The sequence below is a fragment of the Pseudomonas putida genome, assembly GCF_016406145.1.
GTDB lineage: Bacteria > Pseudomonadota > Gammaproteobacteria > Pseudomonadales > Pseudomonadaceae > Aquipseudomonas > Aquipseudomonas putida_E.
The window spans coordinates 686,829-702,037 of sequence record NZ_CP066306.1 but is presented as its reverse complement, the minus strand read 5'-3'; the positions used below and the strand labels follow the sequence as shown (position 1 = coordinate 702,037).

15 protein-coding genes are annotated in these 15,209 nt (G+C 62.8%); 10 read left to right on the top strand and 5 right to left on the bottom strand.

What is annotated here, in order from left to right; all coding sequences use genetic code 11:
* The first annotated feature begins 322 nt into the window (after window positions 1-322).
* Both JET17_RS03225 and JET17_RS03220 read left to right on the top strand, forming a co-directional pair.
* A complete protein-coding gene (locus tag JET17_RS03225) occupies window positions 323-799 on the top strand; it encodes an Lrp/AsnC family transcriptional regulator (RefSeq protein WP_003249795.1) in 477 nt (158 codons plus the stop codon).
* 32 nt (window positions 800-831) lie between these two features.
* Window positions 832-1,035 (top strand): DUF2788 domain-containing protein, encoded by a 204-nt coding sequence (locus JET17_RS03220; RefSeq protein WP_012312580.1) that lies wholly within the window; start codon window positions 832-834, stop codon window positions 1,033-1,035.
* Window positions 1,036-1,136: 101 nt separating this feature from the next.
* Here the strand turns inward: JET17_RS03220 and JET17_RS03215 are convergent, their stop codons facing one another.
* The 4 genes from JET17_RS03215 to JET17_RS03200 all read right to left on the bottom strand — a co-directional run bounded on the left by JET17_RS03215 (window position 1,137) and on the right by JET17_RS03200 (window position 7,074).
* A complete protein-coding gene (locus tag JET17_RS03215; RefSeq protein WP_012312579.1) occupies window positions 1,137-1,766 on the bottom strand; it encodes a pseudouridine synthase in 630 nt (209 codons plus the stop codon).
* A gap of 6 nt (window positions 1,767-1,772) precedes the next feature.
* Window positions 1,773-3,236 carry an AMP nucleosidase gene (gene amn, locus JET17_RS03210; protein WP_012312578.1) on the bottom strand — a complete coding sequence of 488 codons (1,464 nt, stop codon included), beginning with the start codon at window positions 3,234-3,236 and terminating at the stop codon, window positions 1,773-1,775.
* 68 nt (window positions 3,237-3,304) lie between these two features.
* Complete coding sequence (locus JET17_RS03205; RefSeq protein ID WP_042111125.1) at window positions 3,305-4,957, bottom strand: acyl-CoA dehydrogenase family protein; 1,653 nt, start codon at window positions 4,955-4,957, stop codon at window positions 3,305-3,307.
* Window positions 4,958-5,082: 125 nt separating this feature from the next.
* A complete protein-coding gene (locus tag JET17_RS03200; RefSeq protein WP_012312576.1) occupies window positions 5,083-7,074 on the bottom strand; it encodes a sensor histidine kinase in 1,992 nt (663 codons plus the stop codon).
* Between the two features lie 265 nt (window positions 7,075-7,339).
* Between JET17_RS03200 and JET17_RS03195 the strand changes: the two genes are divergently transcribed.
* From JET17_RS03195 to JET17_RS03180, 4 genes are all read left to right on the top strand, one after another.
* Window positions 7,340-8,137: a hydroxymethylpyrimidine/phosphomethylpyrimidine kinase gene (locus JET17_RS03195; RefSeq protein WP_042111871.1), complete on the top strand. Its 798-nt coding sequence runs from the start codon at window positions 7,340-7,342 to the stop codon at window positions 8,135-8,137.
* A gap of 14 nt (window positions 8,138-8,151) precedes the next feature.
* On the top strand, window positions 8,152-8,775 hold the full coding sequence (gene thiE, locus JET17_RS03190) for a thiamine phosphate synthase (RefSeq protein ID WP_012312574.1): 624 nt from the start codon (window positions 8,152-8,154) through the stop codon (window positions 8,773-8,775).
* A 17-nt stretch (window positions 8,776-8,792) separates the two neighbouring features.
* The gene (gene hemL, locus JET17_RS03185) at window positions 8,793-10,076 is read left to right on the top strand and encodes a glutamate-1-semialdehyde 2,1-aminomutase (RefSeq protein WP_012312573.1); all 1,284 of its coding nucleotides are present in this window, start codon (window positions 8,793-8,795) and stop codon (window positions 10,074-10,076) included.
* A 187-nt stretch (window positions 10,077-10,263) separates the two neighbouring features.
* A complete protein-coding gene (locus JET17_RS03180; RefSeq protein ID WP_012312572.1) occupies window positions 10,264-10,809 on the top strand; it encodes a tetratricopeptide repeat protein in 546 nt (181 codons plus the stop codon).
* Between the two features lie 6 nt (window positions 10,810-10,815).
* Here the strand turns inward: JET17_RS03180 and JET17_RS03175 are convergent, their stop codons facing one another.
* Window positions 10,816-11,142, bottom strand: a complete 327-nt coding sequence (locus tag JET17_RS03175; protein WP_039601874.1) for a DUF1820 family protein — start codon at window positions 11,140-11,142, stop codon at window positions 10,816-10,818.
* 163 nt (window positions 11,143-11,305) lie between these two features.
* Here JET17_RS03175 and JET17_RS03170 point away from each other — a divergent pair, with 163 nt between their 5' ends.
* Genes JET17_RS03170 through lnt form a run of 4 tightly spaced genes read left to right on the top strand, consistent with a single transcriptional unit; the run spans window position 11,306 to window position 15,161 of the window.
* Window positions 11,306-12,304: a PhoH family protein gene (locus JET17_RS03170; protein WP_012312570.1), complete on the top strand. Its 999-nt coding sequence runs from the start codon at window positions 11,306-11,308 to the stop codon at window positions 12,302-12,304.
* Window positions 12,297-12,770 (top strand): rRNA maturation RNase YbeY, encoded by a 474-nt coding sequence (gene ybeY / locus JET17_RS03165; RefSeq protein ID WP_012312569.1) that lies wholly within the window; start codon window positions 12,297-12,299, stop codon window positions 12,768-12,770. Before JET17_RS03170 ends, ybeY begins: the two co-directional genes overlap by 8 nt.
* Window positions 12,771-12,795: 25 nt before the next feature.
* On the top strand, window positions 12,796-13,635 hold the full coding sequence (locus JET17_RS03160) for an HlyC/CorC family transporter (protein WP_012312568.1): 840 nt from the start codon (window positions 12,796-12,798) through the stop codon (window positions 13,633-13,635).
* Window positions 13,636-13,643: 8 nt separating this feature from the next.
* Complete coding sequence (gene lnt, locus JET17_RS03155; protein WP_012312567.1) at window positions 13,644-15,161, top strand: apolipoprotein N-acyltransferase; 1,518 nt, start codon at window positions 13,644-13,646, stop codon at window positions 15,159-15,161.
* The last annotated feature ends 48 nt before the right edge of the window (window positions 15,162-15,209 follow it).

The window sequence follows — 15,209 nt, the reverse complement described above, 5'->3', positions numbered from 1 at the left end:
GCGGCCATGAAAAAAGGGAGGCCTTGAGGCCTCCCTTTGAGAATTGTCGTCCGTGCTCGGCACTTGTGGCGCCGGCTCACCTCATACGCTCTTGTGGAGGTACGTAGCCCGGGGGCCTGGCGGATCCTGTTGGATGGCTGGCCGCGACCGCCCGCCTAGGGCGCGTCGCCGGGGACTGATGTCCGGGCAGTGATTCTGTTGATAAAGATACGGGACAGGGGGCGGCAGCGGATTGCGAAGATTGCTCAGATAAATAGCACTTGCGCAATTTTTAACCCTGGATCGATAATTCGCCGCAATCTGATCAGAAAAGGCCTTTTCCATGAGCAAGCTTGACCGCTACGACCTGAGCATCCTCGCCGAATTGCAGCGCGATGCGCGCATTTCCAACCAGGAGCTGGCCGAACGCATTGGCCTGTCGCCCTCACCCTGCTCTCGTCGGGTCAAGCAACTGGAAGACGACGGCTATATCTCACGGCAAGTCGCCCTGCTCGACCGCAAAAAGCTTGGCCTGAGCCTGACGGCTTACGTGCTGATCGGTATGGACCGGCACACCCCGGAGCGCTTCGAGACCTTCGAGGCGGCCATCCGCAACTTGCCACAGGTGCTCGAATGCAGCCTTGTAACCGGCATGGATGCCGACTATCAGCTCAAGGTGGTGGTACCGGACATGGATCACTATCAGAAACTGCTACTGGGCAGCCTGACTCGCATTGAAGGCGTCACCAGCGTGCGCTCGAGCTTCGTGCTCAATCAGGTGCTGGCGAGCACCGAACTGCCCCTGACCCACCTTCGTTGATTGGCTGCTGAGCTTGCCTGGAGAACACACAGATGGATCCGGCTGTATTCGAAGAATGGATGATGATCATCCTGGTGACCGTGCTGATCGGTTTCATGGGCTTCATCGTCTGGGACTTGGCAAAGAAATCCAAGGCCGGGCGCTTTGGCACGATGATCCTGTTCTTCGTGCTGGGGCTGGGGGTGCTGGCCTTTATCATCAAGACCGTGGTCGTGGGGTTTCTGGAAGGGGTGTAGCGTCCGCTCAAGCCTCATCGCCGGCGAGCTGGCGCCCACAAATGCAAGGGCCTGCGCATTTTCTGTGGGAGCCGGCTTGCCGGCGATGAAGCCAGCGAGCCCTACAGCTTGGCCGGCACCTCGCGCCAACAGCCCTGCTCCAGCCCATCCAGCGCCCAATCACCGATCCGCACACGCACCAGGCGCAGAGTCGGCAAGCCCACCGCCGCTGTCATGCGCCGCACCTGGCGGTTACGCCCCTCTCGAATCACCAGCTCCAGCCAACTGGTCGGCACGCTCTTGCGAAAGCGTACCGGCGGGTTGCGCGGCCACAGCTCAGGCTCATCGAGGCGCCGTGCTTCGGCAGGCAAGGTCGGCCCGTCATTGAGCTCCACGCCTTCGCGCAACCGCTTTAGCTGCTCATCGTTCGGTTCGCCTTCCACCTGCACCCAGTACGTCTTGGCCAGCTTGTGCCTGGGGTCAGCGATGCGCGCCTGCAAACCGCCGTCGTTGGTCAGCAACAGCAACCCTTCACTGTCACGGTCCAGCCGCCCGGCCGGGTAAATGCTAGGAATATCAATGTAATCCTTGAGCGTGGCACGGCCATCGCTGTCGCTGAACTGGGTAAGCACATCGAACGGCTTGTTGAACAGAATCAGGCGCGGCTCGGCCGGGGGCGCCTTGGGCTGGCGCCTTGGGCCGGCGGGCCGCGCCTTGGGGTGGCGCGGCTTGGAACGGGGTGGCAGTGGCATGGATCCTCAGCGGAACGGCGGCTCATCGAAGCTGCGCAGTTTACGCGAGTGCAGCGAATTGAGCTCGGTGCGCAGCAGGTCGAGGGCGGCGATGCCGATCTTCAAGTGCTGGCTGACCGCGCGGTTGTAGAAGGCGTTGGCCGACCCAGGCAGCTTGATTTCGCTGTGCAGCGGTTTGTCGGACACACACAGCAAGGTGCCATATGGCACCCGCAGGCGATACCCCTGGGCGGCGATGGTACCGCTCTCCATGTCTACCGCCACGGCCCGCGACAGGTTGATCAGCGGCCGTTCCTGAGCCCAGCGTAGCTCCCAGTTACGGTCGTCGTACGTCAGCACGGTGCCGGTGCGCAGACGTTTCTTCAACTCCTCGCCACGTTCGCCGGTAACCTGGGCTGCCGCCTCCTGCAACGCCAGTTGCACCTCGGCCAGGGCCGGGATCGGGATGTTCGGCGGCACCACCCGATCAAGGATACCGTCGCGGCGCATGTAAGCGTGCGCCAGCACATAGTCACCAATGGTCTGCGACTGACGCAGCCCCCCGCAGTGGCCGATCATCAGCCAGCAATGCGGACGCAACACGGCCAGGTGGTCGGTGATGTTCTTGGCGTTGGACGGGCCGACACCGATGTTGACCAGGGTGACACCATCACCATCAGCGGCGATCAGGTGATACGCCGGCATCTGATAGCGGTGCCAGACCACGCTGGCCACCAGGGCCTGGGCCTCACCATGGTCCATGCCTTTTTCGATCGCCACGTTGCCCGGCAGCACCATGCGCACGAAGCGCGGGTCGTCACGCAGCTGTTCAAGGCCATGGCTGATGAACTGGTCGACATAGCGGTGGTAGTTGGTCAGCAGGATCCAAGGCTGCACATGGCGCCAGTCGCTGCCGGTGTAGTGCACCAGGCGGCGCAGCGAGAAGTCCACGCGGGCGGCGTCGAACAGCGCCAGTGGCAGTGTCTGGGCACTGCCCCAGTCGCACAGGCCATCGGCAATGTCGTCGGTGGCGGCGGACAGGTCGGTACTGGGGAATACCCGCGCCAGCTCGGCGGCAGTGATGCCGCTGCCAGCCAGCTCATCGCCCTGGTCGACGACGTATGGGTACGGGATGTTCTGTTCGCTGACACCTACCTCGACGGTCACGGTGTAGTCGTGCATCAAGGGGCGCAACTGCTCGAGCAGATAACCCCGAAATGCCGCAGGCTGGGTGACTGTTACGCTATAGGTGCCCGCCACCTGTACCTTGGCATAGGCACGGGTGGTGGCGGCGACTTCGCCGTGGCTGTAGTAGGTCAGGCGCAAGGCCGGGTAGCGGTAAACGGCGCGCTCGTCGGCGTCCGGCTCGGTGCGGTCCTTCAGGTAACGCTTGAGGGCCTGGCTGAGGGCCCCGGTGGCCTGTTCATGCAAGGCCGCCAGACGGTCGACGGCCTGTTCGGGGGTATCAACGACTACAAAGGCTTGGCTCACACTGTGCTTCCTGTCTGGACATGCATGTCAGCCATCTTGCCTGCCTTCGCCCGTAAAAACACCCCCTGTCAGCCAGGCCAGACCGGCGTGGCCCGTGCCACCAACGCCTGGACATCGGCGCCGCGCGGCAATGCCCCGTAAACGCGGCCGCCGCCGGCCAGCCGGCTGCCGATGAAGGCATCGCTGACCGAGGTGTTGCCCGCTTCCAGCAGCAGCTTGGCCTGCAGGGCCAGGGCGATGTCCTCGGTCAACTGCCGGGCACGATACTGAATGTCGCCCGTGTCGGCGAACGCGCCCTTGAGATTGCCGATGTGCGCCGCCAGCCGTGGATCGCCATGGCCATCGCCCAGTTCAGCGAACAGCGCATCGAGCACACCCGGCTCCTTGGACAAGGCACGCAGTACGTCCAGGCACTGGACGTTGCCCGAACCCTCCCAGGTGGAGTTGACCGGTGCTTCACGGTACAAGCGCGGCAGAATGCTGTCCTCGACATAACCCGCGCCGCCCAGGCATTCGGCAGCTTCGTTGATCATCGCGGGCGCGCGCTTGCAGATCCAGTATTTGCCCACCGCCGTGACCAACCGGGCGAAGTGCGCCTGCTGCGGGTCATCGAGTTGCTCTAGCGCTTGCCCCATGCGCAGGCTCAGTGCCAGGGCCGCTTCGCTTTCCAGCGCCAGGTCGGCCAGCACGTTCTGCATCAGCGGCTGCTCGCTCAGTACCCGGCCGCCGACCTTGCGGTGTGCGCAGTGGTGGGTGGCCTGGGTCAAAGCCTGGCGCATCAGTGCGCTTGAGCCGACCATGCAGTCGAAACGGGTCATGGCCACCATCTCGATGATGGTTGGCACTCCCCGCCCCTCCTCGCCGACCATCCAGGCCAGAGCGCCACGGAACTCTACTTCGCTGGAAGCATTGGAGCTGTTGCCCAGCTTGTTCTTCAGGCGCTGGATGTAGAACTGGTTACGGCTGTCATCCGGGCGATGGCGTGGCAAGAGGAAACAGCTCAAGCCTTTGTCGGTCTGCGCCAGCGTCAGGAAGGCGTCGCACATCGGCGCCGAACAGAACCATTTATGCCCAACCAGCTCGTAGACCTGGCCCGGCCCCGGGCTGCCGACAGGATAGGCGCGGGTGGTGTTGGCGCGTACATCGGTACCGCCCTGCTTTTCTGTCATGGCCATGCCAATGGTCACGCCCGCCTTGTGCTGATCGCCGACGTTGCGGGGGTCGTACTCGCGGGCGAAAATCTTCGGCAACCAGTACTCGGCCAGCTCAGGCTGCAGCCTGAGTGCGGGGACAGCGGCAAAGGTCATGGTCAGCGGGCAACCGGTCCCGGCTTCTGCCTGGCTGTGCAGGTAAGTCATCGATGCCCGGGCTACATGGGCACCGGGGCGCGGCTCGGCCCAGGGCAACGACGGCAGGCCGTGTTCGACGGCCGTACGCATCAGCTCGTGGTAGGCGGGGTGGAACTCCACCAGATCGATGCGGTGCCCGTAGCGGTCGTGGCTGCTGAACGCTGGTTTGTGCGTGTTGGCCAGAAAGCCTGCAGCCATCAGGGGCCCACCGGCCAAGGCACCGTAGACATCGATCCGCGATTCGGCCCAGCCGGCACCGAAACGCCGCGACCACTCCTGCAGCGGCAGGTCCAGGCGGTACAGGTTGGCGCCGTCGAGGGACGGTGGCTGATTGGTGACTTCGTGGGTTTCAGCGTACTGGTGCAGGTTCATCGGGAGCTCCTGGGGCCGGGTATGCATGAAAGTCCCAGTGAAGCACTCCCTGTGGGTCAGTCAAAGTGACAATAATGACTAAAGAGGTGGCAACGCACACCATCGTGGCATGCGCCCAGCAGCCTTCAGAACCGGGTAACCCCCGAAGCCGCCCTGCCCGCCACTGCCTGCACCTGCGCTATCGCCACATTCAGTGTCAACTCGAAACGGCTCCCCAACCCCCGCGTAGACTCGTGCATCAACGTGCCCCCCAGCACCTCGCCCATCTGCCGGCAGATCGACAGGCCGATGCCCAGCCCGCCGTAGCGCCGGGTCATCGAGCCATCGACCTGGAAGAAGCGCTGATACAGGATCGCCTGGTCCAGATCATCGAAGCCGATACCGCTGTCACTGACGGTGAAGGTCAGCGCCAGGCTGTCGGGCCCAAGCCGCCGGCCGCGCACCTGAACCATCACCCCACCCTGGTGGGTGAACTTCAGGCCATTGTCCACCAGGCAACCCAGGCAGCGCGCCAATTTATGCGCATCGCCAAGCAGTTCGTCCGGCAGCTCTGCGGGAATGTCCAGGCTCAGGTACAGCCCTTTGCCAAGGGCGGTTCCAGCATAGCCGGCACGCAGGTCCTGAAGCGTTCGGCGCAAGCTGAACGGCATCGGCTGCGCGCGCAGGCGACCTGCCTGCAGCTCGGTGAGGGTGAGAATATCGTCGACCATGTCCATCATGTTCTGCGCAGAGCCTACCGCTGTGCGGTGGTACTGGGCCATCTCGGCGCTCAGCGGCAATGTGTGCATCAGCTCCAGCGAGCCGATAACACCGTTCATCGGGGTACGCAGTTCATGGGTGATTGTGGCGAGGAATTCATCCTTGAGGTGGTTGCTCCTTGCCAGCTGCTGGTTCAGTTGTTCCAGTGTCCGCCCGGTATCACGCAGGGTCTGCGCCTGCTGTTCGCGCATGCTGTTGATACGGTCGGCCAGCGCCAGGGACAACAACGCCACTTCCAGCGCCGCACCAAGCTGGCTGGCATACATGGTCAGGAATACATTGGGCAGGTACCCCAGCACCATCAGGGTATTGACCAGCCCGCCCAGCAGGAACGCCGTCCAGGCAATGATGAACCAGCGCGCCACCCGCAGACCGCGCACCCAGGCATATACCCCCGCAGTGAAAATGCTGACGGTGAACAGCAGGGCCAGCACTGTGGCCATGCGCAAGGCGATGCCATAGGGCATGCTCACCGCCAGCAGCATCACCAGCACTGCCCCGAGCATCAACAGCTGCAACAGCCGATCGAACCCTCGGCTGATCGTACCCAGGCGCAGGAAGTGGCGGGCGAACTGGCAACCGAACAAGCCGGCCGCACCGATGAACAATGGCGTGGCGGCATTAGCCCACCAGGGACTGTCCGGCCAGAAGTACGCCACCCCTGCACCGTTGACCGACACCTGGTAGAAGCCGAACGAGGCAATATAGAGGATGTAATAGAGGTAACTGACGTCCCGAACGCTGAGGAAGATGAACAGGTTGTACACCAGCATCACCAGCAAGACCCCGTAGATCATCCCCAGCACATACAGGCGAGTGGGCTGCTCTTCCATGTAAGCCTCGGCAGACCACAACGCCAAAGGCGCCTGTACCGAGCCCTGGCTGTGCAGGCGCAGGTAGACGGTGGTCGCCTGATTGGGCTGCAGCGGCAGTTCGAACAGGTAGTTGTTCTGGCGGATCTGCCGGCTGTCGTAGGGCAAGGCATCGCCGGTACGCTGTGCCAGGCGGTAGATACCATCGGCGCCCGGCAGATAGAGCTCGAGGTGATCCAGCGGAGGGTACGCCAGCTCCAGTAACCATTGGCGCGGTGCGGGGTTCGCCGAGGCCAGGTAGCGCAAATCGACCTTGAGCCAGAACACCGAAGTCGAATAGCCGGCATTCAGCACTTGTTCACGGTGCAGGCGAAAACGCTTGGCGAAGGTGGGTGCGGTAACCTGGGCGATGCTGGCGCTGCCATCGCGGTCTTCATAGACCTGCATGGTGCTGCCCAGCGAAAGGTACCGGGTGGTGTCGTCGAAATCGACCGCAGTGGCCAGCACGGGCAAGCAGCCCAGAAGCAAAATCAGCAAATAGCGCATACGGCCCCAGGATGGCGTGCCCGGACACGTCGCAATGGCCCCCTATCCTTATGAGACGACGAATTCCGGCAAAGCCCGTTTATCGAGTTATCCGAGCACTCTAGCATAGCTTTGAAGGCTGGCAACGGGCCATCTTGATTTCAGCTTAAACGGCTCTATATCAATACTTTCAGGCCATCCAAAAACAAAAAGCTGACCTATTGATCAATAAAACCCGTTTGTAGGACGATCCGTACAAATGGGTTTGGTGGTAAGCTCGCCGACCATGAATACCTACAGCTCCCGCCCCGTTGTCCTCTGTCTCTCCGGCCACGACCCAAGTGGCGGTGCCGGCTTGCAGGCAGATATTGAAGCCCTGATCGCCCAAGGCTGTCATGCCGCACCCGCGGTGACCGCCCTGACCGTGCAGGATACCGTCAACGTTTCCGACTTCCGCGTGCTCGACCGCGAGTGGGTGCTGGCCCAGGCCAATGCCGTACTGGCCGACTCCACGGTAGCCGCAGTCAAGCTGGGCATGCTCGGCTCGATCGAAATGGTCGATACCGTCGCCGAATTGCTTAGTGCCCACCCACACCTGCCGGTGGTCTGCGACCCGGTGCTGCGTGCCGGTGGCGGTGGCCGGCTGGGCAAGGACGAGGTCGGCTATGCCCTGCGCGAGCGCCTGTTGCCGCTGGCCGCCATTGCCACACCGAACCTGCCCGAGGCCCGCATCCTGGCCGAGCTGCCCGAGGGTACGGCAGACGAGTGTGCCGAAAAATTGTTGCCGTTCTGTAAACACCTGCTGATTACCGGTGGCCACGGCGACGAAGAAGAAATCCACAACCGCCTGTACAGCCGCGATGGCCAGCGTCATACCTGGACCTGCCAGCGCCTGCCTGGCAGCTACCACGGCTCGGGTTGTACCCTGGCCAGTACGTTGGCCGGCCGCCTGGCCTTGGGCGAACAACTGCAAAGCGCCGTGCGCAGTGCACTCGACTACACCTGGCGCACCCTGCGTGACGCCGAGCAGTTGGGCAAGGGCCAGTTCGTCCCGCGCCGTCTGCCCCTGGACTTCTGCTCCTGATACGAGGCTTTCTGATGAAGCTACGCGGTCTGTATGCAATCACCGACAGCCAGCTGCTCGCCGGCCGTTTCCTGACCCATGTCGAGGCGGCGCTGGAAGGCGGCGTGCGCCTGCTGCAGTACCGCGATAAAAGCGATGATGCCGCCCGTCGACTGCGCGAAGCCCAAGCGCTACAGAAGCTCTGCGAACGCTACGGCACCGAGCTGGTCATCAACGACGATGCCGAACTGGCTGCGCGCCTGGGCGTCGGTGTGCATCTGGGGCAGACTGATGGCCCATTGACCCCGGCGCGTGCCCTGCTGGGCCGCCAGGCCATCATTGGCTCGACCTGCCACGCCAGCCTCGACCTTGCCGCCCAGGCCGCCAGCGAAGGCGCCAGTTATGTTGCCTTTGGCCGTTTTTTCAATTCCGTGACCAAGCCCGGAGCACCCGCCGCCGATGTTGGCCTGCTGGCGCAGGCCCGGGGCCAGGTCAAACTGCCGATCGCTGTGATCGGCGGCATCACCCTCGACAACGCCGCCCCGCTGGTCGCCCACGGTGCCGACCTGCTGGCGGTGATCCATGGCCTGTTCGGTGCCGATAGCGCGCAGGAAGTCACCCGCCGCGCCCGCGCCTTCAACGCCCTGTTCGCTTCCTGATTTCAAGAGAAGATCCCATGTCCCGTTCCGAATCCCTGTTCGCCCAAGCCCAGAAGCACATCCCAGGTGGCGTCAACTCGCCGGTCCGCGCCTTCAAGAGCGTCGGCGGCACCCCTCTGTTCTTCAAGCATGCCGAAGGCGCCTATGTCGTCGACGAAGACGACAAGCGCTATGTTGACTACGTGGGTTCGTGGGGCCCGATGATCCTCGGCCACGGCCACCCACAGGTGCTCGACGCCGTGCGTAACCAGTTGCAGCACGGCCTGTCCTACGGCGCGCCGACCGCCATGGAAACCGAGATGGCAGACCTTGTCTGCTCGCTGGTGCCGTCCATGGAAATGGTACGCATGGTCAGCTCCGGCACCGAAGCCACCATGAGCGCGATCCGCCTGGCCCGTGGTTATACCGGCCGCGACGCCATCATCAAGTTCGAAGGCTGCTATCACGGCCACTCCGACAGCTTGCTGGTCAAGGCCGGCTCCGGTTTGCTGACCCAGGGCGTGCCAAGCTCGGCAGGCGTGCCGGCGGACTTCGCCAAGCACACCTTGACCCTGCCGTTCAACGACATCGCAGCAGTCGAGAAGACCCTGGCCGAAGTCGGCCAGACCGTAGCCTGCATCATCGTCGAGCCAGTGGCCGGCAACATGAATTGCGTACCGCCAGCGCCAGGCTTCCTCGAAGGCCTGCGCGAGCAGTGCGACAAGCACGGCGTGGTGTTGATCTTCGACGAAGTGATGACGGGCTTTCGCGTCTCGCTGGGCGGCGCCCAAGGCTACTACGGCATCACGCCGGACCTGTCGACCTTCGGCAAAATCGTCGGCGGTGGCATGCCGGTTGGCTGCTTCGGCGGCAAGCGCGAGATCATGGGCTGCATCGCCCCGCTGGGCCCTGTGTATCAGGCCGGTACCCTGTCGGGCAACCCGCTGGCCATGGCCGCAGGCTTGACCACGCTGAAACTGATCAGCCGCCCGGGCTTCCATGACGAGCTGAGCGACTTCACCAGCCGCATGCTCGACGGCCTTCAGCAGCGTGCAGATGCCGCTGGCGTGCCGTTCGTGACAACCCAGGCGGGTGCCATGTTCGGCCTGTACTTCAGCGGCGCCGACGATATCGTCACCTTCGATGACGTGATGGCCAGCGATGCCGAGCGCTTCAAGCGCTTCTTCCACCTGATGCTCGACGGTGGCGTCTACCTGGCACCTAGCGCGTTCGAGGCCGGCTTTACCTCGATCGCACACGGTGACAAGGAGCTGCAGATTACCCTGGATGCGGCTGAGCGGGCATTTGCCGCACTGAAGTAAAGCGCTGCCAGAGCTCTTCGCCGGGCAAACCCGTGAAGAGCTCTGGCGATAAAAGCCCGTCCATAACCAGCAAGTTTCCCCCACCGGTACATAAATTCGAGTAAAACTTTGTAAGGTTGGCGCTGCTTATCCCATAATGTGCCACCAGAGACATTGGCCGTAGCTTTGCAGAGGTAAGTCGATCCCCATGAACCGCACCGGCCGCGCCCTTGCCTTGGGCTGCCTGTTGCTTCTTCAGCCCCTGCTGGCACTGGCGGAGGGCGGTAACTCGTTGCTGATTCCTGCAACGGGGCGCTGCACGCTCAATGTCCAGCCAGAGGACCAGGAAAACGCCCTCAAGGCTTGCGAGCAGATGGCGGCGACCGGGGACGCCCAGGCGCAGTACGAACTGGGTGAGTACTACTACATGCAAACCCCCAAGGACCTGAAAATGGCCTTGGACTGGTTCGAAAAAGCCTCGCTGCAAGGCCATGCACAAGCCCAGTATCGCCTTGGCAGCATGTTTTTTCATGGTGAAGGGGTCGAGGCCAACAACGTACAGGCCTATATCCTGCTGAAAATGGCAGCGGTCAATGGTGCCGATGATGCGCTGGACATGGCCGACGAAGTCACCGAGCAGATGCCCCGCGATGAACTGGAACATGCCACCCAGGTGCTCGGCCAGATCTTCCGCAAATACCTGCTGGAACTGCAAAGCGCCGAAGGGCGCACGCCGTTCTCGCCGCTCCCCTGACCGGCGTTACTTCTCAGGCATCGGCATAGGGAACGGCATCACATTGCCACTTCCCTTGGCTTCACTGATCTTGGCCGTGCCCAGGCGTTCCACCTCGTCGATACGCACGATCGAGTGCATCGGCACGAAGCTGCGGATCACACCCTCGAACTGGTTCTTGAGCTTCTCTTCGCTCGGGTCGACCACGATTTGGGTGCGCTCACCAAAAACGAATTCCTCGATTTCCAGGAAGCCCCACAGGTCGCTCTGATAGATCTGTTTGGCATACATCTCGAAGACCTGCCCCTGATTGAGGAAGATCACTTTATAGATGGCGGGTTCGCGTTTGCTCATGTTTGCCGGGATAACACATGCGTAAGAAAAGGCGCGCATCATAACAGACAGGCCCGTTGATCTGTGTTGCCGATACCGTTGAACGTTTCAGTGCTTTCGCCCCTGCCCGTCAAGGGTTATTCTTGAGTTCACCATTATTGCCGTCGAGCGGCTAAAAACGACCTTGAACGCACCCATACAACCTCATCGTTTCATCCTCGAACCCTTCGAGGCCCACCGCTTCGCCAACCTGTGCGGCCAGTTCGACGAGCACTTGCGCCTGATCGAACAACGCCTGGCCATCGAGATCCGCAACCGCGGCAATCAATTCGAGCTGATCGGCGAACCCAAGACAACCTCTGCTGCCGAGCAACTGCTGCGCCGCCTCTATCGCGAGGCCAAGGCCACCGAGCTGTCGCCGGAAACCGTGCACCTGTACCTGCAGGAATCGACCGTCGAGAACATCGACAACCCGGCAGTCAACGAGGTCAGCGTTTCCCTGCGCACGCGCAAGGGCAACATTCGCCCACGCGGCGTAAACCAGCAGCGCTACGTCAAAGAAATCCTGGCCAACGACATCAACTTCGGCGTAGGCCCGGCCGGTACCGGCAAGACGTACCTGGCCGTGGCCTGCGCCGTCGATGCCCTGGAGCGCGAGCAGGTGCGCCGTATCCTGCTGGTGCGCCCGGCGGTCGAGGCCGGTGAAAAGCTCGGCTTCCTGCCTGGCGACCTGGCCCAGAAGATCGACCCGTACCTGCGCCCGCTGTACGACGCTCTGTACGAAATGCTCGGCTTCGAGCATGTGGCCAAGCTGATCGAGCGGCAGGTGATCGAGATCGCCCCGCTGGCCTACATGCGCGGCCGTACCCTGAACAACAGTTTCATCATCCTCGACGAGAGCCAGAACACCACGCTCGAACAGATGAAAATGTTCCTGACCCGTATCGGCTTCGGCTCTACTGCGGTGATCACCGGCGACATCACCCAGGTCGACCTGCCACGTGGCACCAAGTCGGGCCTGGCTCATGTAATCGAGGTACTCAAGGACGTTCCGGGTATCAGCTTTACCCACTTCCAACCCAAAGATGTGGTTCGTCACCCACTGGTGCAGCGCATTGTCGAGGCCTATGACCGCTTCGATGCCCGCCAGGCCAAGCCCGAGGCGCCCGGCAAAGATGCTTGAACTTGACTTGCAACGAGCCACGGATGCCGCCACCCCTGACGATGCCGCTTTGCGCGCCTGGTGCGAACTGGCCTTGCGCCAGCGCAGCGCCGACTCGGAAATGACCATCCGTCTGGTCGACGAAGCCGAAGGCCGCGAGCTCAACCACACCTACCGGCACAAAGACTACGCGACCAATGTGCTGTCGTTCCCGGCCGACGTGCCCGACGAACTGCTCGATATCCCGCTGCTGGGCGACCTGGTGATCTGCGTGCCGGTGGTCGAGCGCGAGGCTGCCGAACAGGGCAAATCGCTGCAAGCGCATTGGGCGCACCTGGTCATCCACGGCTGCCTGCACCTGCTTGGCTACGACCACATCGAAGACGATGAGGCCGAGGAAATGGAAGCGCTGGAACGGGAATTGCTGGCAGAACTGGGTCACCCCGACCCGTATGCCGATGATGAAAACGATTCAATCACACACTGATACTGCAAGGATCACGAGAACCGCCATGAGCGAAGATCGATCGAGCAACGGGCAGAAGTCCTGGCTGGGTAAACTGACCCAGGCTTTTGCCCATGAGCCGAAAAACCGCCAGGAGCTCCTTGAGCTGCTGCGCGAAGCCCATCAGAACAAGCTGCTCGACAGCGAAGCGCTGACCATCGTCGAAGGCGCCATCCAGGTCGCCGACCTGCAGGTACGCGACATCATGGTGCCGCGTTCGCAAATGATCAGCATCAAGGCTACCCAGTCGCCTCGCGAATTCTTGCCGGCCGTCATCGACGCCGCGCACTCGCGTTACCCGGTGATCGGCGAAAGCCATGACGATGTGCTCGGGATCCTGCTGGCCAAGGACCTGCTGCCGCTGATCCTCAAAGAGAACGGCGACAGCTTCAACATCAAGGACCTGCTGCGCCCGGCCACGTTCGTACCCGAGTCCAAGCGCCTGAACGTGCTGCTGCGCGAGTTCCGCGCCAACCACAACCACATGGCCATCGTCATCGACGAGTACGGCGGCGTGGCGGGCCTGGTCACCATCGAGGACGTGCTCGAACAGATCGTCGGCGACATCGAAGACGAGCATGATGTCGAGGAAGACAGCTATATCAAGCCTCTGCCCAGCGGCGACTTCCTGGTCAAGGCACTCACGCCGATCGAGAACTTCAACGAGTTCTTCGACAGCGAGTTCTCCGATGATGAGTTCGACACGGTTGGCGGCCTGGTGATGAGCGCTTTCGGCCACCTGCCCAAGCGCAACGAGACCACCGAGATCGGTACCTACAAGTTCCGTATTCTCAATGCCGACAGCCGGCGGATACACTTGCTGCGCCTGACCCCGATCACCCGCTAAGGACAAACATGCGTTGGATCACCCGCCCCGGCTGGCCCGGTAACCTGCTGGCCTTGGCGGCCGGCGCCTCTACCCTTCTGGCCCTGGCGCCATTCGACATCTGGCCGCTGGCCCTGTTGTCCATCGCGGTGCTCTACCTCGGCCTGCGCGAGCTTACCCCGCGCCAGGCCATGTGGCGCGGCTGGTGGTTCGGGTTTGGCCTGTACGGGGCCGGCACCTGGTGGATTTACGTCAGCATGAACACCTACGGCGGCGCCTCGCCGCTGCTGGCGATCGTGCTGCTGCTGGCGTTCTTCGCCGCCCTTGCCTGGTTCTTTGCCCTGCCCACCTGGCTGTGGGCGCGCTGGCTGCGCCGCAATGAAGCCCCCTTGGCCGATGCGCTGTGCTTTGCCGCGCTGTGGCTGCTGCAAGAGGCTTTCCGTGGCTGGTTCCTGACCGGTTTCCCCTGGCTTTATGCCGGTTACAGCCAACTGGACGGGCCTTTGGCTGGCCTGGCGCCGCTGGGCGGCGTGTGGCTGATCTCTTTCGCCCTGGCATTGAGCGCGGCGCTGCTGTGCAACCTGCACCGCCTGCGTGCACGCCCATCGTTCCTTGCCGTGGGAGCCTTGTTGCTGCTGGCGCCCTGGGTTGTCGGCATGGCCCTCAAAGACCACGCCTGGACCAAGCCTGCTGGCGACCCACTGACGGTCGCGGCCCTGCAGGGCAACGTCGAACAAGAGCTGAAATGGGACCCGGCGCACATCGATGCACAACTGGCGCTGTACCGCGACATGAGCTTCAGCTCAAAGCCGGTGGATCTGCTGGTTTGGCCAGAGACAGCCGTGCCGATCCTCAAGGACCAGGCCCAAGGCTACATCGACGTGATGGGGCGTTTTGCCGCCGACCGGCATTCGGCGCTTATCACCGGCGTGCCGGTGCGCGAAGTGGTGCATCAGCAACGCCGCTACTACAACGGCGTGACCGTGACGGGCGAAGGCGATGGCACCTACCTCAAGCAGAAGCTGGTGCCCTTCGGCGAGTACGTGCCACTGCAGGACATGCTTCGCGGCCTGATCGAGTTCTTCAACCTGCCGATGTCGGACTTCGCCCGCGGCCCTGAGGACCAGCCACTGCTCCAGGCCAAGGGTTACCAGATCGCCCCGTACATCTGCTACGAGGTGGTCTACCCCGAGTTCGCTGCGGGCTTGGCGGCGCGCAGCGACCTGTTGCTGACCATCAGTAACGACACCTGGTTCGGCACCTCGATCGGCCCGCTGCAGCACCTGCAGATGGCGCAGATGCGCGCGCTGGAAGCCGGCCGCTGGATGATCCGCGCCACCAACAACGGCGTCACCGCTTTGATCGACCCGTTTGGCCGGATTACGGCCCAGGTTCCGCAGTTCCAGCGGGCCGTGCTGTATGGCGAAGTGGTGCCGATGCAGCAACTGACGCCGTATCTGCAGTGGCGCTCCTGGCCGCTGGCGATTGTCTGTGCCTTGCTGCTGGGTTGGGCATTGCTGGCGGGGCGCATAGCCAAGACCGTCTGATCAGGCCGTAGGAGCGGCCTTGTGTCGCGATGGGCTGCGAAGCGGCCC